Consider the following 16,749-nt stretch of genomic DNA (forward strand, 5'->3'; position numbering starts at 1 on the left):
GAGGGTGACCTACCGGCACGGAGGCGCGGGACAGGCGCGCGGCGGTATCGCAACCCACTTCCGGGGGTAGTGCCAGGAGGCCTCCAGCCGGTTCACAACTTGAGTGTCTAAGGTTTGCCCATGGCCGCTCTCCCCACCGCTGACGTCGACCGCCCCAGCCGCGGCGGCCGGCCCCGCGACCCGAGCCGGGACGGCGTGATCCGCGCCGCGATCCTCCGGTTGCTGGCCGACGTGGGCTACGGCGCGCTGACCATGGACGCGGTCGCGGCGGAAGCCGGGGTCGGCAAGGCGACGATCTACCGGCGCTGGCGCACCAAGCAGGACCTGGTCGTCGACACGATCTCCGACCTGAACCGCGACGTGGCGACCAGCCCCGACACCGGTTCCCTCGAGCGTGACCTGCGGGAAATCATGCACACCCTGGTGGGTGTCGTGAACGGCCCGACGGGCGCGGCGACCCTCTCCCTGCTGTCCACCGTGCCGCGCCACCCGGCGCTGGCGGACGCGTTCGAGAACGGGCCGCTCGCCGTCTGGCGGGAGTCCTTCGACCAGGTCTGGCAGAACGCCGAGGCCCGCGGGGAGATCACCCCGTCCTTCCGTACCTCGGTGGCCGCCGAGGCGATCAGCGCCCTGCTGGTGCAGCGCTGGCTGCTGACGCACCGCCCCGTCGACGAAGCCTTCGCCGACGAGGTGCTGGACACCGTCGTGCTGCCGCTGGTGCGCGCCGAGGCCTGAGCCTCGCTCACCAGCCGAGGGTGCGGGCCCGCCCTCACGGGGCCGGTCCACCTCGGCTGGGTGGAACGCGAGGGCCGAGCGCAGGTGCTCGTGGCCGGCGCCGGGTCCCCGTAGGACCAGGCCACCCCGGATACCGCCGGCCCGGTCGCGGCGCTCCGCGTCAGTCCTTGCGGTGCCGGACCTTCTGGACCAGGACGAGCGTGACCAGCAGCCCGACGGCGCCGATCGTGGCCTTGCCCGCCGGGGTCTGCAGGAACCGCTGCACGGCATCCCTGCCCTGCGCCTTCAGGCGGGTCGGGCTGCTCCGGTAGGCGATCTGGTCCAGGGTGGCGGCCAGCGACTCGCGGGCCGCATCGATCTCGAGCTGGATCTGTCGTGGGTCGCGGGGCACGGCGACAGCCTGCCAGACGCGACGCAGGTCAGCTCAGTGACGGTCCTCCCGGGCACCCGACCGGGGTGCTCCTAGACTCCGGAGCCACGCGGGAGTGGTGTAACGGCAGCCACGCCAGACTTAGGATCTGGTGCCTTCGGGCGTGGGGGTTCGACTCCCCCCTCCCGCACGATCCGGCGCGGACGTCAGAACGCGCTGAGGAGCAAGCCGAGACCCAGCCCGGCCATGACGACGGCGATGGCGGCGTCGAGGACCCGCCAGGCCGCCGGGCGGGCGAACAGCGGCCGGAGCAGGCGCGCGCCGTAGCCGAGCCCGCTGAACCACAGCAGGCTGCCGACGACGGCGCCCGTGGCGAACCACCACCGGCCGCCACCGTGGCTGTCGGCCACCGAGCCCAGCAGGAGCACGGTGTCCAGGTACACGTGCGGGTTGAGCCAGGTCAGGGCCACGCACGTCAGCACGGTGGCCAGCAGCCCGTTGCGGGTGCCGCCGGCGTCGACGGCGAGCGAGGACGGGCGCAACGCCCGGCGGGCCGCCAGCGCGGCGTAGCCGAGCAGGAAGGCGGCGCCGCCCAGGCGGATGGCGGTGATGGCGTCGGGCAGGCGGGCGCTGAGCCAGGAGTTGCCGGCCACCCCGAGGAGGATGAGGACCGCGTCGGAGACCGCGCACACCGCCACGACCACGGTCACGTGCTCCATGCGCAGGCCCTGCCGGAGCACGAAGGCGTTCTGCGCCCCGATGGCCACGATCAGCGAGAGGCCCATTCCGAGCCCGGTCACTGCGGCCAGCAGTCCTGTCGTCACGGAACCCACGCTAGAAGCGGGCCCCAGGACAGTCCAACTCGTGTTTCTCATCCTGCATTAGCGTTGCTTCATGGACGTCGACCTGGGGCAGCTCCGGACACTGGTCGCCGTGATCGACGAGGGTTCCCTCGAGGCGGCCGCACGACGGCTGCACGTCACCCCGTCCGCGGTCTCCCAGCGCCTGCGCGCCCTGGAGGTGGCTGCCGGTCGGGTCCTGGTGCAGCGCGGACGGCCGGCCACCGTCACCGCCGCCGGCGAGCCGGTGCTGCGACTGGCCCGCCAGGTGGGGCTGCTCGTCGACGACACCAGCCGGCAGCTGGACCCGGCCTCCCCCGGCCGCACACCGGTGGTGCCGATCGCGGTCAACGCCGACTCGCTGGCCACCTGGGTCTTGCCGGCGCTGGCGCCGCTGGCCGGCGAGCTCCGCTTCGACCTGCACAGCTCCGACCAGACGCACACCAGCGCGCTGCTGCGGGCGGGCACGGTGATGGGGGCGGTCACCTCCGACGCGGAGCCGGTGGCCGGCTGCCGGGTGACGCCGCTCGGCCGGATGAGCTACCTGCCCTGCGCCGCGCCCGTCTTCGTCGACCGCTGGTTCCCGGACGGCCCCGACGCCGCCGCCCTGCAGCGGGCGCCCGTGGTCGTGTTCGACCGCCGCGACGACCTCCAGCACGCCTACCTGCGCCGGCACCTCCCGGCGGCGGACCCGCCGATCCACTACGTCCCCTCCTCGGCGGACTTCGTCACCGCCGTCGCGCTCGGCTTCGGCTGGGGCATGCTGCCGGAGCTCCAGTGCGCCGACGACCGCTCCGCACCGTCCACTGGGGACGGTCCCGGGGTTCCGTCGTTCGACCCGGCCGGTGCCGTCGACGTCGACCTCTACTGGCAGCAGTGGCGGCTGGAGGCCGGCCCGCTCGACCGGGTCGCCCGCGCGCTGGTCGACGCCGCGCGCACCCGGCTCCACCGGTCGCCGTAGGAGCCCCCGGCCCGGCGGCTTACCCCGGCGATCCCTGCCCCGGGCGTGCGGAGCCGGGTCCTCGCCGGTGGCTGCGGGGATCAGTCGAGCTCGACCCGCAGGTCCAGCACGGCCGACGGCGCGGCCGGGTCGTCGTCGTCCACCACGGCGAGCAGCAGGACGACGCCGTCGCCGACGTCCTGCAGGGCGAGGCCCTCGACCTTGTGCACGTGCCCGCCGATCTCCGGGATCGGCGCCACCGCCCGCACGGTGTCCCCCTCGACCAGGGCCAGCGCCGTGGCCACGACCGGCCCGTCGTCCACGGCGTTCGGGGTGTCCTCGGCAGCGGCGCTGAGCAGCACCCGCCCGTCGGGCAGCGCGACCGCGTCGGTGACCGCCAGGCCCACGCCCTCGACCTGACCGAGGTCGTACTCCTGCGGCCCGTCCACCGGCACCGCGGACGGCTCTCCCCGGCCGAGGACCGCGGCGACCAGGGCGTCCAGCGGCACGTCCACGCTGGCCGACCGGATGCCGGCCTGCAGGTTGCCGCGGTTGAACCACCGCACCACGCCTTCCGAGAGGCTCCCGCCCTCGAGGTTGACGGCGTCCATCGGCAGGCCCAGCCGCTCGGCCACCCGCGCGTAGAGCGCGGTCAGCTCGGCGGACCGGACCACCGGTTCGCCCTCCTCCAGCCGCACGACGACCCCGCGCATGCGGCGCGGGGAGGAACCCGAGCCGAGCAGCAGCGCGGCAGCTTCGCCGTTCACCTCGGCGGGGCAGGCGACCTCCAGATCCGGCTTGAGGTGCTTGGTGCCCTCCGATTGCCGGAACACGTCCAGGCCGTCCACCGGCGGCAGCACTCGCAGCCGGTGGACAGTGTCCGGACGGCACCAGGCGGCGAACGTGCCGTCGTCCTGCACCACCAGCCAGCCGTCGCCGAGCGGCCCCACCCCGGATGCGGCGGTCACCGGCGTCCCGTCGTCGAACCGCAGCGCCCTGGTGCCGTCCACGAAGACCCGCATCCCTGCGGTGTGCCCGCGACGACCGCGGCTCACGCTTCCGGCGTCAGTAGTAGCCGGTCCGCCCAGCGCAGGTGGGAGACCGGTGTGGAAGAACGGCAGCGGCGACTTCGGGGCGGCCCGGCCGGCGTCGGCGGCCTTCTGCTTCCGCGCGGCCGGGAGCACCGTGACGGCCAGCTTGACGCCGATCTTCACGTGGTCGACCGCGAGGTCGCCGGCTTCCCGCACGCCCACCAGCGCCAGGCCGGTGACCAGCTGGGTGAGCGCTCCGACCTGCATGAGCGTCGTGTCGACATGCGCCTTCCGGGCCACCTGGAACAGGAGCGGGCCGATGATCAGGGACAGGCCGATGATGTGGGCGACGACGAGGAGAAGGCGCACGAACTCCATGGCCGGCAGGCTGACGAGCAGCCGGCCGACGAGGAGCAGCTGCACCGGCGCGGCCGGCACCGCCAGCCCGAGGAGGAGGACTCGCTCGACTGGCTGGCCTTCAGCCTGCGGCGCGGCTGAGCGGCCCGCCTCAGCGGCCCCCCAGCACCTCCGCGAGGACGGGCACGAGCGCGGCGAACGCCTGTCCCCGGTGGCTGCGGGCGTCCTTCTCCGCCGGCGTGAGCTCGGCGGAGGTCTGCGCCAGGCCGGCCGGCACGAAGACGGGGTCGTACCCGAAGCCGTTGCTCCCCCGCTTCTCCCGGACGACCGTGCCGCGCCACTCCCGCTGGAGCACGTGCTCCGTGCCGTCCGGGGTGACCAGCGCCGCCGCGCACACGAACGCCGCCCCCCGCCGCTCGTCCGGGACGTCGGCCAGCTGCCCCAGCAGGAGAGCGGTGTTGGCGTCGTCGTCCCCGTGCCGGCCGGCCCAGCGCGCCGAGAGCACCCCTGGCATCCCGTTGAGCGCGTCGACGGCGAGCCCCGAGTCGTCGGCCACCGCGGGCAGGCCCGTGTACCGCACCGCCTCGCGCGCCTTCAGCAGCGCGTTGTCGGCGAACGTCGCACCGGTCTCCGGCGCTTCGGGGTACTCCTCGACGTCGCGCAGACCCACGACCTCCACCCCCGGCACCGCGCTCTCCAGCAGCCGTTGCAGCTCGGCGAGCTTGCCGGCGTTGCGGGTGGCCAGCAGCAGCCGGGTGCTCACCGGGCCAGCGCCTCGGTCTGGATGCGGGTGAGCTCGGCGCAGCCGGCCACCGCGAGGTCCAGCAGCGCGTCGAGGCTCGGCCGGTCGAACACCGCGCCCTCGGCCGTGCCCTGCACCTCGACGAAGCCGCCGTCGCCGGTGCACACCACGTTCATGTCGGTGCCGGCGCGCACGTCCTCCTCGTAGGGCAGGTCCAGCCGCGGCTCGCCGTCGATCATGCCCACGCTCACCGCGGCGACCGACTGCACGATGGCCTTCGGGCGGGCCAGCTTCTTGCGCTCGCCCAGCCACGAGACGGCGTCGGCCAGCGCCACGTAGGCCCCGGTGATGGCCGCCGTCCGCGTGCCTCCGTCGGCCTGCAGGACGTCGCAGTCGATGGCGATGCTGTTCTCCCCCAGCGCGCCGAGGTCGACGGCGGCGCGCAGCGAGCGGCCGATCAGCCGGCTTATCTCGTGCGTGCGGCCACCGATCTTGCCGCGCACCGACTCGCGGTCGCTGCGGGTGTGGGTGGCGCGCGGCAGCATCGAGTACTCGGCGGTCACCCACCCCAGACCCGAGCCCTTGCGCCAGCGCGGCACGCCCTCGGTGACGCTGGCGGCGCACAGCACCCGGGTGCGGCCGAACTCCACGAGCACCGAGCCCTCGGCGTGGTCGAGCCAGTTGCGGGTGATGGTCACCGGACGGAGCTGGTCGGCCGCACGGCCGTCGGGGCGGGTCACGGACACCGAGGGTAGTGCTCGCGCGCCGTCACCCCGCCGCGGCGTCCGTCGTCGGGCGACGGCCCCGCGCCGACGACGGCCGGCGCCGGTCCACCGCACGCCGAACCGGTCCACGGGGCAGGATCGCCCTCATGAGATCGGAGCTGCGCGCCGTCCGGACCGGGGGCGTCCCCGTCGTCGTCGACCTGACCGACGACTGCGCCGAGTTCGTGCAGTCGGAGGGCGACGGCCTGCTGCACGTGTTCGTGCCGCACGCCACCGCCGGGCTGGCGATCCTGGAGACCGGCTCGGGCAGCGACGACGACCTGCTGGCCCAACTGGACGAGCTGCTGCCCCGGGATGACCGCTGGCGACACCGGCACGGCAGCCCCGGGCACGGCCGCGACCACGTGCTCCCCGCCTTCGTGCCGCCGCACGCCAGCGTGCCCGTGCTCGAGGGGCGGCTGATGCTCGGCACCTGGCAGCGGATCTGCCTGGTGGACACCAACACCGACAACCACCAACGGCAGGTGCGCTTCTCGTTCGTGGCCGGGTAAGGCCCCCGCCCCCTTGCGAGGGCGGCGCCGGGACACGGCAGGATGCGCGGCATGACCGAGACCGACGCCGCCCCCGTCCGCCTGACCGTCGGCGACCCGGCGCCGGAGTTCACGCTGCCCGATGCCGACGGCAATCCCGTGTCGCTGGCCTCCTACCGCGGCCGGCGCGTGATCGTCTACTGCTACCCGGCCGCGCTGACGCCCGGCTGCACCACCCAGGCGGTCGACTTCACCGCCGCCGCCGGCGACCTCGCCGAGGCGGGGCTGGACATCATCGGCATCTCGCCCGACCCGGTGGAGAAGCTGGCCCGGTTCCGGGAGAAGGAGGGCCTGCGGATCACGCTGGTCTCCGACCCCGACAAGCAGGTCATGCAGGCCTACGGCGCCTACGGGACCAAGAAGCTCTACGGCAAGGAGGTCGTCGGGGTCATCCGGTCGACCTTCGTGATCGACGCCGAGGGCCGTGTCGAGCGCGCCTCCTACAACGTCAAGGCGACCGGGCACGTCGCCAAGCTGCGCCGGGATCTCGGCCTGGACTGAGCAGCCTCACGCACGCCAGCTGCCCGGCCGCGGCTGGCACTCCGGCGGGCAGGGCCAGCCCGGCTCCCACGGGAAGCTGCCACCCGGGTGCGCCCAGGTGAGCTGGTAGGCGGGCACCGAGTACTCGTCGGGGCGCTGGTAGAAGCGGTTGGCGCTGACAGCACCTCTCCGGGTTTGGGCAGCTCCTCCACCGTGAGCAGCCCCGCCCCGCCGTCGGTTATCACCTCGCCGGGCACCAGGTTCCGGCCCCCGAGGACCAGACCGGCCACGTCGTCCAGGACGGCGCAGGCGGTCCCGTGGCCGACTCCCACCACGACGAGCTCGGGGTGGCCGACCCCGAAGAGGCCGACGGTGTAGCCGAACGGGGGCTCGTCGGACTCCTCGCCGCGCATCACGTACTGCACGGCGACCCGGTGGGCGCGGACCGTCTGCGCCAGCCGGCTGTCCTCCTGGTCCAGCCACGCGAGGGTCTGCGGATCGATCGTCATGCCGCACAGCGTGCGGCCGGGTACCGACAGCCGGCCCCGCAGTCGGGCCACCAGTGGACGACGCCTCCGGCTGGGGACGAGGACCGTCAGGCCGTCTCGAGGCCGAAGACGCTGAGCACCAGCGCGTCGAGGACCGTGGTGGCGGCCTCGAGGTCGGGCGCCCGTACGGCCGCCGCCGCGCCTCCCAGAACCCGGTTCCTCGGCCCGTCAGCCACTCCCGGCGGCCCGGCGGGCACGTGCTCGCCGTCGGCCCTCGTGCATGGCCTGCACTCGCGCGACCGGGATCGAACGGCCCTCGGCGACCAGGTCGGCCGGCAGCTCCTGGGGTGCGGGCAGCAGCGCCGACCAGTCCTCCAGCCGCTCCGCTCCCGTCGTCACGGTGACGTCGCCCGGACGCACCGCGTCCAGGTCGGTCCAGTCGACCGGCGCGGACACGGGCAGCCCGGGCCGCACGCGCGGGCTGTAGGCAGCGACGACCGTGCCCGTCCCGGACCGGGTGGAGTCGACGAAGACCCGACCTCCGCGCTCCTCCTTGAGGAAGGCCGTCGTCGCGATGTCGACATCCAGCTGCGCCGCCCGCTGGGCCAGCGCCCGCGTGGCCGCGGCGACGTCGTCCACCGGCGAGCCGTGCACCGGCACGACGACGTGCAGCCCCGAGGATCCACTGGTCTTCACCGCGCCGGCCAGGCCGACCTCCTCGAGCGCCTGCCGCGCCAGCCGGGCGACCGCCACGACGGCGGAAAAGTCGGCGCCGTCGGGCGGGTCGAGGTCGAGCACGAGGCCGGTGGGCTCGTGCGAGCCGACCGGGAGGAAGGGTACGTGGAACTCGACCGCGCGCTGGTTGGCCAGCCAGAGCAGGGTGCGGCGGTCGTCGCAGAGCACCTGGTGCACCTCCCGGTGCGCCGACTCCGCCCACACCGTCACGGTCCGCACCCAATCGGGGGCCCTGGCCACGTTGCGCTGCATGAACGGCACCTGGCCCGGGCGGACGCGCATCACCGACAGCGGCCGGCCCGCGAGCAGTGGGACCAGCCGGTCGGCCACCGCGTCCAGGTGGTCCACCAGCGCCCGTTTGGTCACCCCCAGCCCGTCCCCGAGGGGAGAGTCCAGGCTGCTCAGCGGCACACCGTCGCGTTCCTCGTCAGCCACGCCGCTCACGCTGCCCGGCCGCCCACGTCACGGCAACCGTTCGTCGCCCGGCCGGGCGGCGCGAAGCCGTGGACGGCCGGACGGCCGCTCGTGCGAGGACCGGTCGCCGGGCGCCGGTCAGCTACAGCTCGTAGACCGCTCCCGGACGCACCAGCTCGGTCTCGGGGAAGACCGAGCTGGCCGCCAACAGCTGCCCGATGTGGTCGACCCAGGCGGGGATGTGCGTGAGCAGCAGCCGCCCGACCTCCGCATCGGCGGCGTGCTGCGCGGCCTGCCGACCGGTGAGGTGCAGGCCCGGCGGCTGCTCCGGGAGGTCGTCGGGGTGGGCCGCCTCGGCGAGCAGCACGTCGGCCCCTCGCGCCAGCCCGACCACCCGGTCGCACGGGCCGGTGTCGCCGGTGTAGACCAGCGAGCGACCGCCGGCGGTGAGCCGGATGGCGTAGGTCTCGATGGGATGGGCCGTGCGGGCCAGCGCCACCTCGAACGGGCCGATGGTGAGCGCCCCGGGGCCGACCGGGACGAAGTCGAAGACGTCGGTGAGCCCGTCGCCGTCGAAGTCGTAGGCGAGGGCCAGTCGGCGTTCGGCGCCCACCGGTGCGTACAGCGGCACCAGCGAGCCGGGCGAGCGGCCCGAGTAGCGGTGCCACACCACGAACGGGGCGACGTCGAGGCAGTGGTCGGCGTGCAGGTGCGAGAGGAAGACCGCGTCGACGCTGCCCGGGTCGATCAGCCCCTGCAGGGCGCCGAAGGAGCCGTTGCCGAGGTCGACCACCAACCGGAAGCCGTCGTGCTCGACCAGGTAGCAGGAGGCGGGCGAGTCGGGCCCGGGGCCGCTCCCGCAGCAGCCCACGACGGTGAGCCTCACGCGGCCCCCACCCGTCCGGCACCGAGGACCGCGCCGACCTCGGGGCCGAGGAACCGGCGCCCCAGCCGGGCGAAGGGCTCGGGGTCGCCGGTGGCGAGGAAGACGTGCTGCGGCGGCGCGGCGCCGGGGTCGCGGAGCAGATCGGCGCGGGTGAGCACCCGGTAGACGTCCTTGGCGGTCTCCTCGGCGCTGGAGACCAGGGTCACGCCGTCGCCCAGGACGACCGACAGCACGCCGGTGAGCAGCGGGTAGTGGGTACAGCCCAGGACGACGGTGTCCACGCCGGCTGCCAGCAGCGGGTCGAGGTAGGACTGCGCCAGTCCCAGGAGCTGCCGGCCGCTGGTGACCCCCCGCTCGACGAAGTCGACGAAGCTCGGGCACGCCGCCGAGGTGACCGACACGTGCGGCGCGGCGGCGAACGCGTCGTCGTAGGCGCCGCTGGTGACGGTCGCCTGGGTGCCGATGACGCCGATCCGGCCGTTGCGGGTGGCGGCGATGGCCCGGCGCGCGGCAGGGAGGACCACCTCCACGACCGGGACGTCGTAGCGCTCCCGGGCGTCACGCAGCGAGGCGGCGCTGGCCGAGTTGCAGGCGACGACGAGCATCTTGACCCCGCTCTCGACGAGCTCGTCCATCACCGCGAGGGAGTGCCGGCGCACCTCGGCGATGGGCAGCGGCCCGTACGGGCCGTTCGCGGTGTCCCCGATGTAACGGACCGCCTCGCCGGGCAACTGGTCGAGCACCGCACGGGCGACGGTGAGCCCGCCGACCCCTGAGTCGAAGATGCCGATCGGTGCGTCGGCTCCGGGCTGGGTCACCATGACGCCGGTCAGGCTAGCCCGCGACTCCGACAGCCGCGGCCGGCCCCGTCCCGAGGCTCGCCGGGAGCGTGCGGGCGGTGAGGAGACGGGTCCCTCCTGCTAGGCCCAGAGCTGACCCTCGAGCGCCGAGGTGGCCTCCTCGAGCGTGCCCGCGTAGGCGCCGGTGGAGAGGTACTTCCAGCCGCCGTCGCACACGATGAAGACGATGTCGGCCGACCGCCCCGCCGCGACCTCCTTGTCGGCGATGCCGAGGGCCGCGTGCAGGATCGCGCCGGTGGAGATGCCCGCGAAGACGCCCTCGCGCTCCACCAGCTGGCGGGTGCGGTGGATCGCGTCCTCCGGGCCCACGGAGAACCGCGAGTCCAGCAGCGAGGCGTCGTAGAGCTCGGGGATGAAGCCCTCGTCGATGTTGCGCAGCCCGTAGACCAGCTCCCCGTAGCGCGGCTCCGCGGCGATCACCTGCACACCGGGCTTGTGCTCGCGCAGGTACCGGGAGACGCCCATCAGCGTGCCGGTGGTGCCCAGGCCCGCGACGAAGTGGGTGATCGACGGCAGATCGGCGAGGATCTCCGGGCCGGTGCCCTCGTAGTGCGCGAGCGCGTTCGCCGGGTTGCCGTACTGGTAGAGCATCACCCAGTCGTCGTGCTCGGCCGCGAGCTCCTTGGCGACGGCGACGGCCTGGTTGGAGCCGCCGGCGGCCGGCGAGGAGATGATCCGGGCGCCGTACATCTCGAGCAGCTGGCGGCGCTCCACCGAGGTGTTCTCCGGCATCACGCAGATGAGCTCGTAGCCGCGCTGGCGGGCCACCATGGCCAGCGAGATGCCGGTGTTGCCGCTGGTCGGCTCCAGGATCGTCGAGCCGGGCCGCAGCAGCCCCTCCTTCTCGGCGGCCTCGATCATCCTGATCGCGGCGCGGTCCTTGATGGAGCCGGTGGGGTTGTGGTCCTCGAGCTTGGCCCACAGGCGCACGTCCGAGGTCGGCGAGAGGTTCGGCAGCCCCACCAGCGGGGTGCCGCCGAGCGAGTCGACGAGGGAGGCGAAGCGGGCCATGGCAACTCTTCCGGGATGCGGGGCGGGCGAACGGGGAGCGCAGCAGCCGCTCAGCAGCCGCCCGCGACCGCCGGGAGGATCGTCACCGAGTCGCCGTCCTTGACCTGGGTGTCCAGGGCGCCGGTGAAGCGCACGTCCTCGTCGTTGACGTAGACGTTGACGAAGCGGTGCAGCTTGCCCTCCTCGGTGACGAGGCGGTTCTTCAGACCCGAGTGCTTGCTGTCGAGGTCGTCGATGAGTGCGGCCAGGGTGTCCCCGCTGCCCTCGACGGTCTTGTCGCCGCCGGTGTGGGTGCGCAGGATGGTCGGGATCCGGACCTCGATGGCCATGGCGTGATTCTCCTCGGGACGTGGATGTGGGGGCGCTGCGCGAGGCAGCAGTGGTGCGTCTGGTCCGGGCAACGCCCGACGGACGCGCGGGATTCCGCCCCCGTTCAGGGACCCGCGCCGAGCCTGCGAGGCGTGGGGGGAACGGGGTGTTTCTTCAGTCGTAGACGACCGTCGTCGGCGAGTGCCCGAAGAGGTAGGACTCGACGATCTCGACCTCCTCCTCCGACACCTCCCCGTCGACGATGCGGTAGCTGCGGAACTCCACCTCGTCACCGGCCAGGCCGGTCTCGGGGCCGTGGTGGCGGGTGGACACCAGCACGTAGTGCGTGCGGGGGTCGGCAGCGGGGCCCGACGCGTACCCGATGTCGGTGCGCGACGGGTAGGCCTCGGTGGCGGTGTGCGAGTGGTAGACGACGACGGGCCACTCGTCCCGGTCGTCCATGTCCCGGTACAGGGCCAGCAGGTCGGCGCTGTCGAACTCGTAGAACGTCGGCGACCGCGCCGCGTTGAGCATCGGGACGAAGCGCTCGGGACGCTCGGTCCCCTCGGGCCCGGCGACGACGCCGCATGCCTCGTCCGGATGGTCCTTCCGGGCGTGGGCCACGATGGCGTCGTAGGTCGCGCGGTCGATGCGCAGCACGCGGCCAGTCTAGGCCTGCCCGCCCCGCCGTCTCCGCGTCACCCCCGTGCATCTCCGGCCGGGCGTGCGCCGGGAGACCGGCGGGGCCGGATACGGTCGCTGGCGTGTGGCTCCCGTCGCTCCTCATCACCGGCGTGGTGCTGGTGGCCCTGCCGGCGCTGGTCCTGGGTGTCCGGGGGCTGTTCCGGCACCGCGGCTACAGCGCGGCCCAGCCCGGCGACCGCGCTCCCGTCGTCGTCCTCGTGGTGCTGCGCGCGCTGCTCCTGCTCCTGCTGTCCACCGTCTCGGCGGTGGTGCTGGTCGCCACGATCGGCGCGATGGTCGTCGACGTCGAGCTGCACGGCATGGTCCGCGTGCTCTTCATCCTGGACCTGCTCGTGGCGGCGCTGGTGCTGCTCACCTTCGGCCGGCGCGAGCGGCGACCAGCGCGTCGACGAGCGACCCCTGCAGCGCGGTGAGCCAGTAGTAGACCGCCAGCTGGTGGTCGCCCTCGTCGACGATCTCCTCCGGCGGCTCGGACTCCTCGCTGATGTCCAGCCGCGTGCCCAGGGCCAGCCGCAGGTCGTTGCTGGTGCGCAGCCAGGCGCCGGCCTGGTCGGTGTCCAGCCGGACCTCTCCTCCGCCGTCGGGCAGCGTGGCGCGCACGGTGGCGAGGTCGTCGGACTTGCCACCGCGAAGCGACTGCTCGGTCAGGCCGCGGTAGTCCTCGGCCAGCGCGGCGTCCGAGCGGTGCCCCGCCGGGAACAGCCGGGCGATCACCGGGTCGCCGGTGCTGTCGGCCGGGTCGGCGTCGAGCAGCTGCTCCAGCTGGTCGAGCAGCAGCCCGACGATGCCGGCCTCCGCCGGGTCCAGGCGGGCGACCAGCCGGCCCCCACGGGAACGGAACGGCTTCACGCGACCTCCTCGGCGCTCGTCACGCGCCCGCTCACGAGTCGCGCTGGTAGCTGGCCCACAGCCCGTAGGCGTGCAGCCGGCTGGTGTCGTGCTCCATCCGCTCCCGGGGGCCCGAGCTGACGATCGCCCGGCCGTCGTGGTGCACCTGCAGCATGAGCGCGGTCGCCGTCGGCTCGTCGTAGCCGAACAGCTCCTGCAGCACGAACGTCACGTACGTCATGAGGTTGACCGGGTCGTTCCAGACGATGGTCACCCACGGCCGGTCCAGGTCACCGAGTTCTTCCTCGGTCGTCTCGGGGGCCCGAGTCGGGGCGAGCGGTCCGGCCACGGGTCCACCTTAGGACGTGATTCGGCCCCGTGAGCCGGCTCCACCTACGCTCCGGAGCCATGCCGACGGCTACCGCGCTGCTCACCGACCGCTACGAGCTGACGATGCTGGCCGCGGCGCTGGCCGACGGCACGGCCGACCGGGACTGCGTGTTCGAGGTGTTCGCCCGCCGGCTCCCCCACGGCCGCCGGTACGGGGTGGTCGCCGGCACCGGGCGGCTGCTCGAGGCCCTGCCGGGGTTCCGCTTCGGCGACGAGGAGCTGGCGACGCTCCGGGCCCAGGGGCTGACCGACAGCCGGCTGCTGGACTGGCTGGCCGGCTTCCGCTTCAGCGGGGACGTCGACGGATACGCCGAGGGAGAGCTGTTCTTCCCCGGCTCCCCCGTGCTCACCGTCCGTGCGTCGTTCGGCGAGGGCGTCCTGCTGGAGACCCTGGCCCTGTCGATCCTCAACCACGACTCCGCCATCGCCTCGGCCGCCGCCCGCATGGTGGCCGCCGCCTGCGAGCGGCCGTGCATCGAGATGGGCTCGCGGCGCACCCACGAGGAGGCCGCGGTCGCCGCCGCCCGCGCCGCCCACCTGGTCGGCTTCGGGGCCAGCTCGAACCTGGAGGCCGGCCGGCGTTACGGCGTTCCCACGACCGGCACGAGCGCGCACGCCTTCACGCTGCTGCACGACGACGAGCGCGCGGCCTTCCGCGCCCAGGTGGACACCCTCGGGGTGGGCACCACGCTGCTGGTGGACACCTACGACGTCGAGCAGGGCATCCGGACGGCGATCGAGGTGGCCGGCCCGGAGCTCGGCGCGATCCGGCTGGACTCCGGCGACCTGCCGACGCTCGCGACCCGCGCCCGCCAGCTGCTCGACGAGCTCGGCGCCACCGGCACCCGGGTGATCGTCACCAGCGACCTCGACGAGTACGCCATCGCCGGCCTCATGGCCGCACCCGTGGACGGTTACGGCGTGGGGACGTCGCTGGTCACCGGCTCGGGTGCGCCCACGGCCGGCATGGTCTACAAGCTGGTGGCGCGGGACGGCGTCCCGGTCGCGAAGCGGTCCGAGGGCAAGAACTCCGTGGGCGGCCGCAAGTCCGCGGTCCGCCGGCACGCGTCCGACGGCACGGCCACCGCCGAGGTGGTGAGCAGCGGGCGGATCGAACCGCAGGAGGGTGACCGCGACCTGCTGCTGCCCCTCGTCCGGGACGGGGAGCTGTGCGACCCCGCCTCCCCCGGCCAGATGCTGCAGCGGGCCCGGCAGCACCACGCGCGGGTGCGGGAGGCCCTGCCCGCCGAGGCCTGGGCGCTGTCCCGTGGCGAGCCCGCCTTGGAGACGCTGACCGCCTGAACCGGCATGATCGGCCCATGACCCGCGCACTGATCGTCGTCGACGTGCAGAACGACTTCTGCGAGGGCGGCAGCCTGGCCGTGGCCGGCGGCGCCGCGGTCGCGGCCGCGATCACCGACCACGTCCGCTCGGCGGGCTACGACCACGTCGTGGCGACGCGCGACCACCACATCGATCCCGGGCACCACTTCGCCGCGGCGCCGGACTTCGTGGAGACCTGGCCGGAGCACTGCGTCGTGGGCACCGGCGGCGTGGAGCTGCACCCCGCACTGGATCGCAGCCCGATCGAGGCGGTGTTCGACAAGGGCGAGTACGCCGCCGCCTACTCGGGCTTCGAGGGGTCGGCGGACGGGGTGGGGCTGGTCGACTGGCTGCGCGGCCGGGGCGTCGGGTCGGTCGACGTCGTCGGCATCGCCACCGACCACTGCGTCCGCGCCACCGCGCTGGACGCCGTCGCCGCCGGGTTCACCACCCGCGTGCTGCTCCCGCTCACCGCCGGGGTCTCGCCGGCGACCACCGAGGCGGCCTTGGACCAGCTCCGCACCGCCGGCGTGGAGCTGGCAGGAGCAGTCCACGGTTCGTGAGGCCCGGGGTCGCGCCGGACGACGTCCTGGCTCACCACCCGTGGTCCTGGCGCACGACCGGTGCTGGCCAGGACCCTTGTCGATCAGGCCGGGGCACTGATCGACATCACACCGCGTCCAGGACCTCGTCGCGGGTGAACCCGAGCACCTGCAGGACGGCGTCCAGGTAGGGCTGGTTCAGCGCGGTGTGGGCCTGCTCGCGCACGAAAGGCTTGGCGTTGAAGGCGATGCCCAGGCCGGCGGTGTTCAGCATGTCGAGGTCGTTCGCGCCGTCGCCGACGGCCACCGTCTGGTCCAGCGGGATGCCGTACTGCGCGGCGAACCGGGTGAGCGCCCGGGCCTTGCCCGGCCGGTCGACGATCTCCCCGACCAGCCCGCCGGTCAACCGGCCGTCGACGACCTCCAGCGTGTTGGCCGCGGCGAAGTCCAGCCCGAGGCTCTCGGCCAGCGGATCGGTGATCTGCGTGAACCCGCCGCTGACGATCCCGCAGCGGAAGCCGAGGCGCTGCAGCGTCCGGATGAGCGTCCGCGCGCCCGGCGTGAGCACGAGGTGCTGACGCACCTCGTCGAGGACCTCCTCGGGCAGCCCGGCCAGCACGGCGACGCGGGCGCGCAGCGACTCGGCGAAGTCGAGCTCGCCGTTCATCGCCGCCGCCGTGATGCGGGCGACCTCCGCGGCCCGTCCGGCGCGGGCGGCGAGCTCGTCGATCACCTCGCCCCGGACCAGGGTGGAGTCGACGTCGAGCACGATCAGCCGCTTGCTGCGCCGCGCGAGCCCCACCTGCTCGACGGCGATGTCCGCTCCGGTGGAGGCCGCCACCGAGGCGAGCGCGGTGCGCAGCGCCGTGGCCTCGGCCCCCGAGACGGTGAGCTCGAAGCTGGTGACCGGGTAGTCCGACAGCCGCCGGATGGCGTCGATGTTGCCGCCGATGCCCGCCACGGCCTGCGCGGCGCCGGCCACCGCCTGGGGCGGCACCGGGCGACCCAGCACGATCACGTGGTGCGGCCGGCCGGCGTCCGGGCCGACCGCGGCCGGCCCGGATGCCGGCTCCACGGTGACGTCCACCCCGACCGCTGCGGCGACGACGTCGGCGGTGCGGCGCAGGGAGGCCAGGAACTCCGCCTGGTCGACGACGGGCGCGCCGTCGCCCGGCAGGGCCCCGACGACGACGCCGAGCACCAGGTGCCCGTGCACCACGACCTGCTCCACGTCGAGGACCTCCACCGCCGGCACGTCCCCGCCCGTGCCGGCCAGGGCGGAGAACAGCCGGGCGGTGACGCCGGGCCGGTCGGCGCCCGTGACGGTGAGCACCGCCTGCGGTGCAGGGGTGTCCGGGAGCTGGCGCAGCGGGGCATCGAGCGGCACTCCGTCATCGTGCCGCACCCGCTCCGCCGCCCGGCCGCTCCCCCCGGTGACCGCATGGGCGA

The 16,749-nt window shown here is 74.1% G+C and carries 23 protein-coding genes and 1 tRNA gene; 9 read left to right on the forward strand and 15 right to left on the reverse strand.

The features are described from left to right. Positions 1 to 120 precede the first annotated feature (120 nt). Positions 121 to 735 carry a TetR/AcrR family transcriptional regulator gene (locus ACI791_RS02630; RefSeq protein ID WP_456584605.1) on the forward strand — a complete coding sequence of 205 codons (615 nt, stop codon included), beginning with the start codon at positions 121 to 123 and terminating at the stop codon, positions 733 to 735. 160 nt (positions 736 to 895) lie between these two features. Here ACI791_RS02630 and ACI791_RS02635 read toward each other — a convergent pair whose 3' ends face one another. Beyond that, positions 896 to 1,126 (reverse strand): DUF3618 domain-containing protein, encoded by a 231-nt coding sequence (locus ACI791_RS02635; protein ID WP_347059802.1) that lies wholly within the window; start codon positions 1,124 to 1,126, stop codon positions 896 to 898. A gap of 88 nt (positions 1,127 to 1,214) precedes the next feature. On the opposite strand from ACI791_RS02635, the gene ACI791_RS02640 reads away from it, so the two are divergent. Beyond that, positions 1,215 to 1,295, forward strand: a tRNA-Leu gene (locus tag ACI791_RS02640). Between the two features lie 16 nt (positions 1,296 to 1,311). Here ACI791_RS02640 and ACI791_RS02645 read toward each other — a convergent pair. Then, entirely contained in the window at positions 1,312 to 1,929 is a 618-nt protein-coding gene (locus tag ACI791_RS02645) for a LysE/ArgO family amino acid transporter (protein WP_456584606.1), read from the reverse strand. A 70-nt stretch (positions 1,930 to 1,999) separates the two neighbouring features. Between ACI791_RS02645 and ACI791_RS02650 the strand changes: the two genes are divergently transcribed. After that, positions 2,000 to 2,905, forward strand: a complete 906-nt coding sequence (locus ACI791_RS02650; protein WP_456584607.1) for a LysR family transcriptional regulator ArgP — start codon at positions 2,000 to 2,002, stop codon at positions 2,903 to 2,905. 80 nt (positions 2,906 to 2,985) lie between these two features. Here the strand turns inward: ACI791_RS02650 and ACI791_RS02655 are convergent, their stop codons facing one another. Beyond that, entirely contained in the window at positions 2,986 to 4,293 is a 1,308-nt protein-coding gene (locus ACI791_RS02655) for a DUF6910 family protein (RefSeq protein WP_456584608.1), read from the reverse strand. Between ACI791_RS02655 and ACI791_RS02660 the strand changes: the two genes are divergently transcribed. Then, complete coding sequence (locus ACI791_RS02660; protein WP_456584609.1) at positions 4,258 to 4,413, forward strand: hypothetical protein; 156 nt, start codon at positions 4,258 to 4,260, stop codon at positions 4,411 to 4,413. The genes ACI791_RS02655 and ACI791_RS02660 overlap by 36 nt on opposite strands. A 10-nt stretch (positions 4,414 to 4,423) precedes the next feature. Here ACI791_RS02660 and rdgB read toward each other — a convergent pair whose 3' ends face one another. Continuing rightward, the gene (gene rdgB / locus ACI791_RS02665; RefSeq protein WP_456584610.1) at positions 4,424 to 5,035 is read right to left on the reverse strand and encodes an RdgB/HAM1 family non-canonical purine NTP pyrophosphatase; all 612 of its coding nucleotides are present in this window, start codon (positions 5,033 to 5,035) and stop codon (positions 4,424 to 4,426) included. Then, entirely contained in the window at positions 5,032 to 5,754 is a 723-nt protein-coding gene (gene rph, locus ACI791_RS02670) for a ribonuclease PH (protein ID WP_456584611.1), read from the reverse strand. Before rph ends, rdgB begins: the two co-directional genes overlap by 4 nt. 131 nt (positions 5,755 to 5,885) lie before the next feature. Here rph and ACI791_RS02675 point away from each other — a divergent pair, with 131 nt between their 5' ends. Both ACI791_RS02675 and bcp read left to right on the forward strand, forming a co-directional pair. Beyond that, positions 5,886 to 6,290 carry a YjbQ family protein gene (locus ACI791_RS02675; protein WP_347059794.1) on the forward strand — a complete coding sequence of 135 codons (405 nt, stop codon included), beginning with the start codon at positions 5,886 to 5,888 and terminating at the stop codon, positions 6,288 to 6,290. 51 nt (positions 6,291 to 6,341) lie between these two features. Then, the gene (bcp, locus tag ACI791_RS02680; RefSeq protein ID WP_347059793.1) at positions 6,342 to 6,830 is read left to right on the forward strand and encodes a thioredoxin-dependent thiol peroxidase; all 489 of its coding nucleotides are present in this window, start codon (positions 6,342 to 6,344) and stop codon (positions 6,828 to 6,830) included. On the opposite strand, the gene ACI791_RS02685 is transcribed toward bcp, so the two are convergent. The 7 genes from ACI791_RS02685 to ACI791_RS02715 form a co-directional block, all read right to left on the reverse strand. After that, positions 6,770 to 7,318, reverse strand: coding sequence for a DUF4262 domain-containing protein (locus tag ACI791_RS02685; RefSeq protein ID WP_456584612.1), 549 nt, complete (start codon positions 7,316 to 7,318; stop codon positions 6,770 to 6,772). The genes bcp and ACI791_RS02685 overlap by 61 nt on opposite strands. Positions 7,319 to 7,525: 207 nt before the next feature. Then, positions 7,526 to 8,467, reverse strand: a complete 942-nt coding sequence (locus ACI791_RS02690; protein ID WP_456584613.1) for a DNA polymerase domain-containing protein — start codon at positions 8,465 to 8,467, stop codon at positions 7,526 to 7,528. Positions 8,468 to 8,588: 121 nt separating this feature from the next. After that, positions 8,589 to 9,332 (reverse strand): MBL fold metallo-hydrolase, encoded by a 744-nt coding sequence (locus ACI791_RS02695; RefSeq protein WP_456584614.1) that lies wholly within the window; start codon positions 9,330 to 9,332, stop codon positions 8,589 to 8,591. Continuing rightward, on the reverse strand, positions 9,329 to 10,153 hold the full coding sequence (gene murI / locus ACI791_RS02700; RefSeq protein WP_456584615.1) for a glutamate racemase: 825 nt from the start codon (positions 10,151 to 10,153) through the stop codon (positions 9,329 to 9,331). Before murI ends, ACI791_RS02695 begins: the two co-directional genes overlap by 4 nt. Positions 10,154 to 10,252: 99 nt before the next feature. Further along, positions 10,253 to 11,203 carry a PLP-dependent cysteine synthase family protein gene (locus ACI791_RS02705; protein ID WP_347059787.1) on the reverse strand — a complete coding sequence of 317 codons (951 nt, stop codon included), beginning with the start codon at positions 11,201 to 11,203 and terminating at the stop codon, positions 10,253 to 10,255. A 50-nt stretch (positions 11,204 to 11,253) separates the two neighbouring features. Beyond that, positions 11,254 to 11,532 (reverse strand): MoaD/ThiS family protein, encoded by a 279-nt coding sequence (locus tag ACI791_RS02710; RefSeq protein ID WP_347059786.1) that lies wholly within the window; start codon positions 11,530 to 11,532, stop codon positions 11,254 to 11,256. Positions 11,533 to 11,686: 154 nt separating this feature from the next. Further along, positions 11,687 to 12,172 (reverse strand): M67 family metallopeptidase, encoded by a 486-nt coding sequence (locus ACI791_RS02715; protein ID WP_347059785.1) that lies wholly within the window; start codon positions 12,170 to 12,172, stop codon positions 11,687 to 11,689. A gap of 104 nt (positions 12,173 to 12,276) precedes the next feature. On the opposite strand from ACI791_RS02715, the gene ACI791_RS02720 reads away from it, so the two are divergent. After that, entirely contained in the window at positions 12,277 to 12,630 is a 354-nt protein-coding gene (locus ACI791_RS02720; protein WP_456584616.1) for a hypothetical protein, read from the forward strand. Here ACI791_RS02720 and ACI791_RS02725 read toward each other — a convergent pair. Further along, the gene (locus ACI791_RS02725) at positions 12,569 to 13,066 is read right to left on the reverse strand and encodes a DUF2017 family protein (protein ID WP_456584617.1); all 498 of its coding nucleotides are present in this window, start codon (positions 13,064 to 13,066) and stop codon (positions 12,569 to 12,571) included. The two genes, ACI791_RS02720 and ACI791_RS02725, sit on opposite strands and share 62 nt — an antisense overlap. Positions 13,067 to 13,097: 31 nt before the next feature. After that, positions 13,098 to 13,394: an ATP-dependent Clp protease adapter ClpS gene (clpS, locus tag ACI791_RS02730; RefSeq protein ID WP_456568501.1), complete on the reverse strand. Its 297-nt coding sequence runs from the start codon at positions 13,392 to 13,394 to the stop codon at positions 13,098 to 13,100. A gap of 59 nt (positions 13,395 to 13,453) precedes the next feature. Here clpS and ACI791_RS02735 point away from each other — a divergent pair, with 59 nt between their 5' ends. After that, a complete protein-coding gene (locus tag ACI791_RS02735; protein ID WP_456584618.1) occupies positions 13,454 to 14,737 on the forward strand; it encodes a nicotinate phosphoribosyltransferase in 1,284 nt (427 codons plus the stop codon). A gap of 17 nt (positions 14,738 to 14,754) precedes the next feature. Beyond that, entirely contained in the window at positions 14,755 to 15,321 is a 567-nt protein-coding gene (locus tag ACI791_RS02740) for an isochorismatase family protein (protein ID WP_456584619.1), read from the forward strand. A gap of 106 nt (positions 15,322 to 15,427) precedes the next feature. On the opposite strand, the gene serB is transcribed toward ACI791_RS02740, so the two are convergent. Continuing rightward, on the reverse strand, positions 15,428 to 16,687 hold the full coding sequence (gene serB, locus ACI791_RS02745; protein ID WP_456584620.1) for a phosphoserine phosphatase SerB: 1,260 nt from the start codon (positions 16,685 to 16,687) through the stop codon (positions 15,428 to 15,430). Positions 16,688 to 16,749: the final 62 nt, after the last annotated feature.

The organism is Blastococcus sp. SYSU DS0973 (assembly GCF_054051055.1).

Excerpts from the sequence above, each read along its gene's own strand:
- ACI791_RS02630 (WP_456584605.1), top strand. The coding sequence starts at position 121 with ATGGCCGCTCTCCCCACCGCTGACGTCGACCGCCCCAGCCGCGGCGGC.
- ACI791_RS02650 (WP_456584607.1), top strand. The coding sequence starts at position 2,000 with ATGGACGTCGACCTGGGGCAGCTCCGGACACTGGTCGCCGTGATCGAC.
- ACI791_RS02655 (WP_456584608.1), bottom strand. The coding sequence starts at position 4,293 with ATGGAGTTCGTGCGCCTTCTCCTCGTCGTCGCCCACATCATCGGCCTG.
- ACI791_RS02675 (WP_347059794.1), top strand. The coding sequence starts at position 5,886 with ATGAGATCGGAGCTGCGCGCCGTCCGGACCGGGGGCGTCCCCGTCGTC.
- bcp (WP_347059793.1), top strand. The coding sequence starts at position 6,342 with ATGACCGAGACCGACGCCGCCCCCGTCCGCCTGACCGTCGGCGACCCG.
- ACI791_RS02685 (WP_456584612.1), bottom strand. The coding sequence starts at position 7,318 with ATGACGATCGATCCGCAGACCCTCGCGTGGCTGGACCAGGAGGACAGC.
- murI (WP_456584615.1), bottom strand. The coding sequence starts at position 10,153 with ATGGTGACCCAGCCCGGAGCCGACGCACCGATCGGCATCTTCGACTCA.
- ACI791_RS02705 (WP_347059787.1), bottom strand. The coding sequence starts at position 11,203 with ATGGCCCGCTTCGCCTCCCTCGTCGACTCGCTCGGCGGCACCCCGCTG.
- ACI791_RS02710 (WP_347059786.1), bottom strand. The coding sequence starts at position 11,532 with ATGGCCATCGAGGTCCGGATCCCGACCATCCTGCGCACCCACACCGGC.
- ACI791_RS02735 (WP_456584618.1), top strand. The coding sequence starts at position 13,454 with ATGCCGACGGCTACCGCGCTGCTCACCGACCGCTACGAGCTGACGATG.
- ACI791_RS02740 (WP_456584619.1), top strand. The coding sequence starts at position 14,755 with ATGACCCGCGCACTGATCGTCGTCGACGTGCAGAACGACTTCTGCGAG.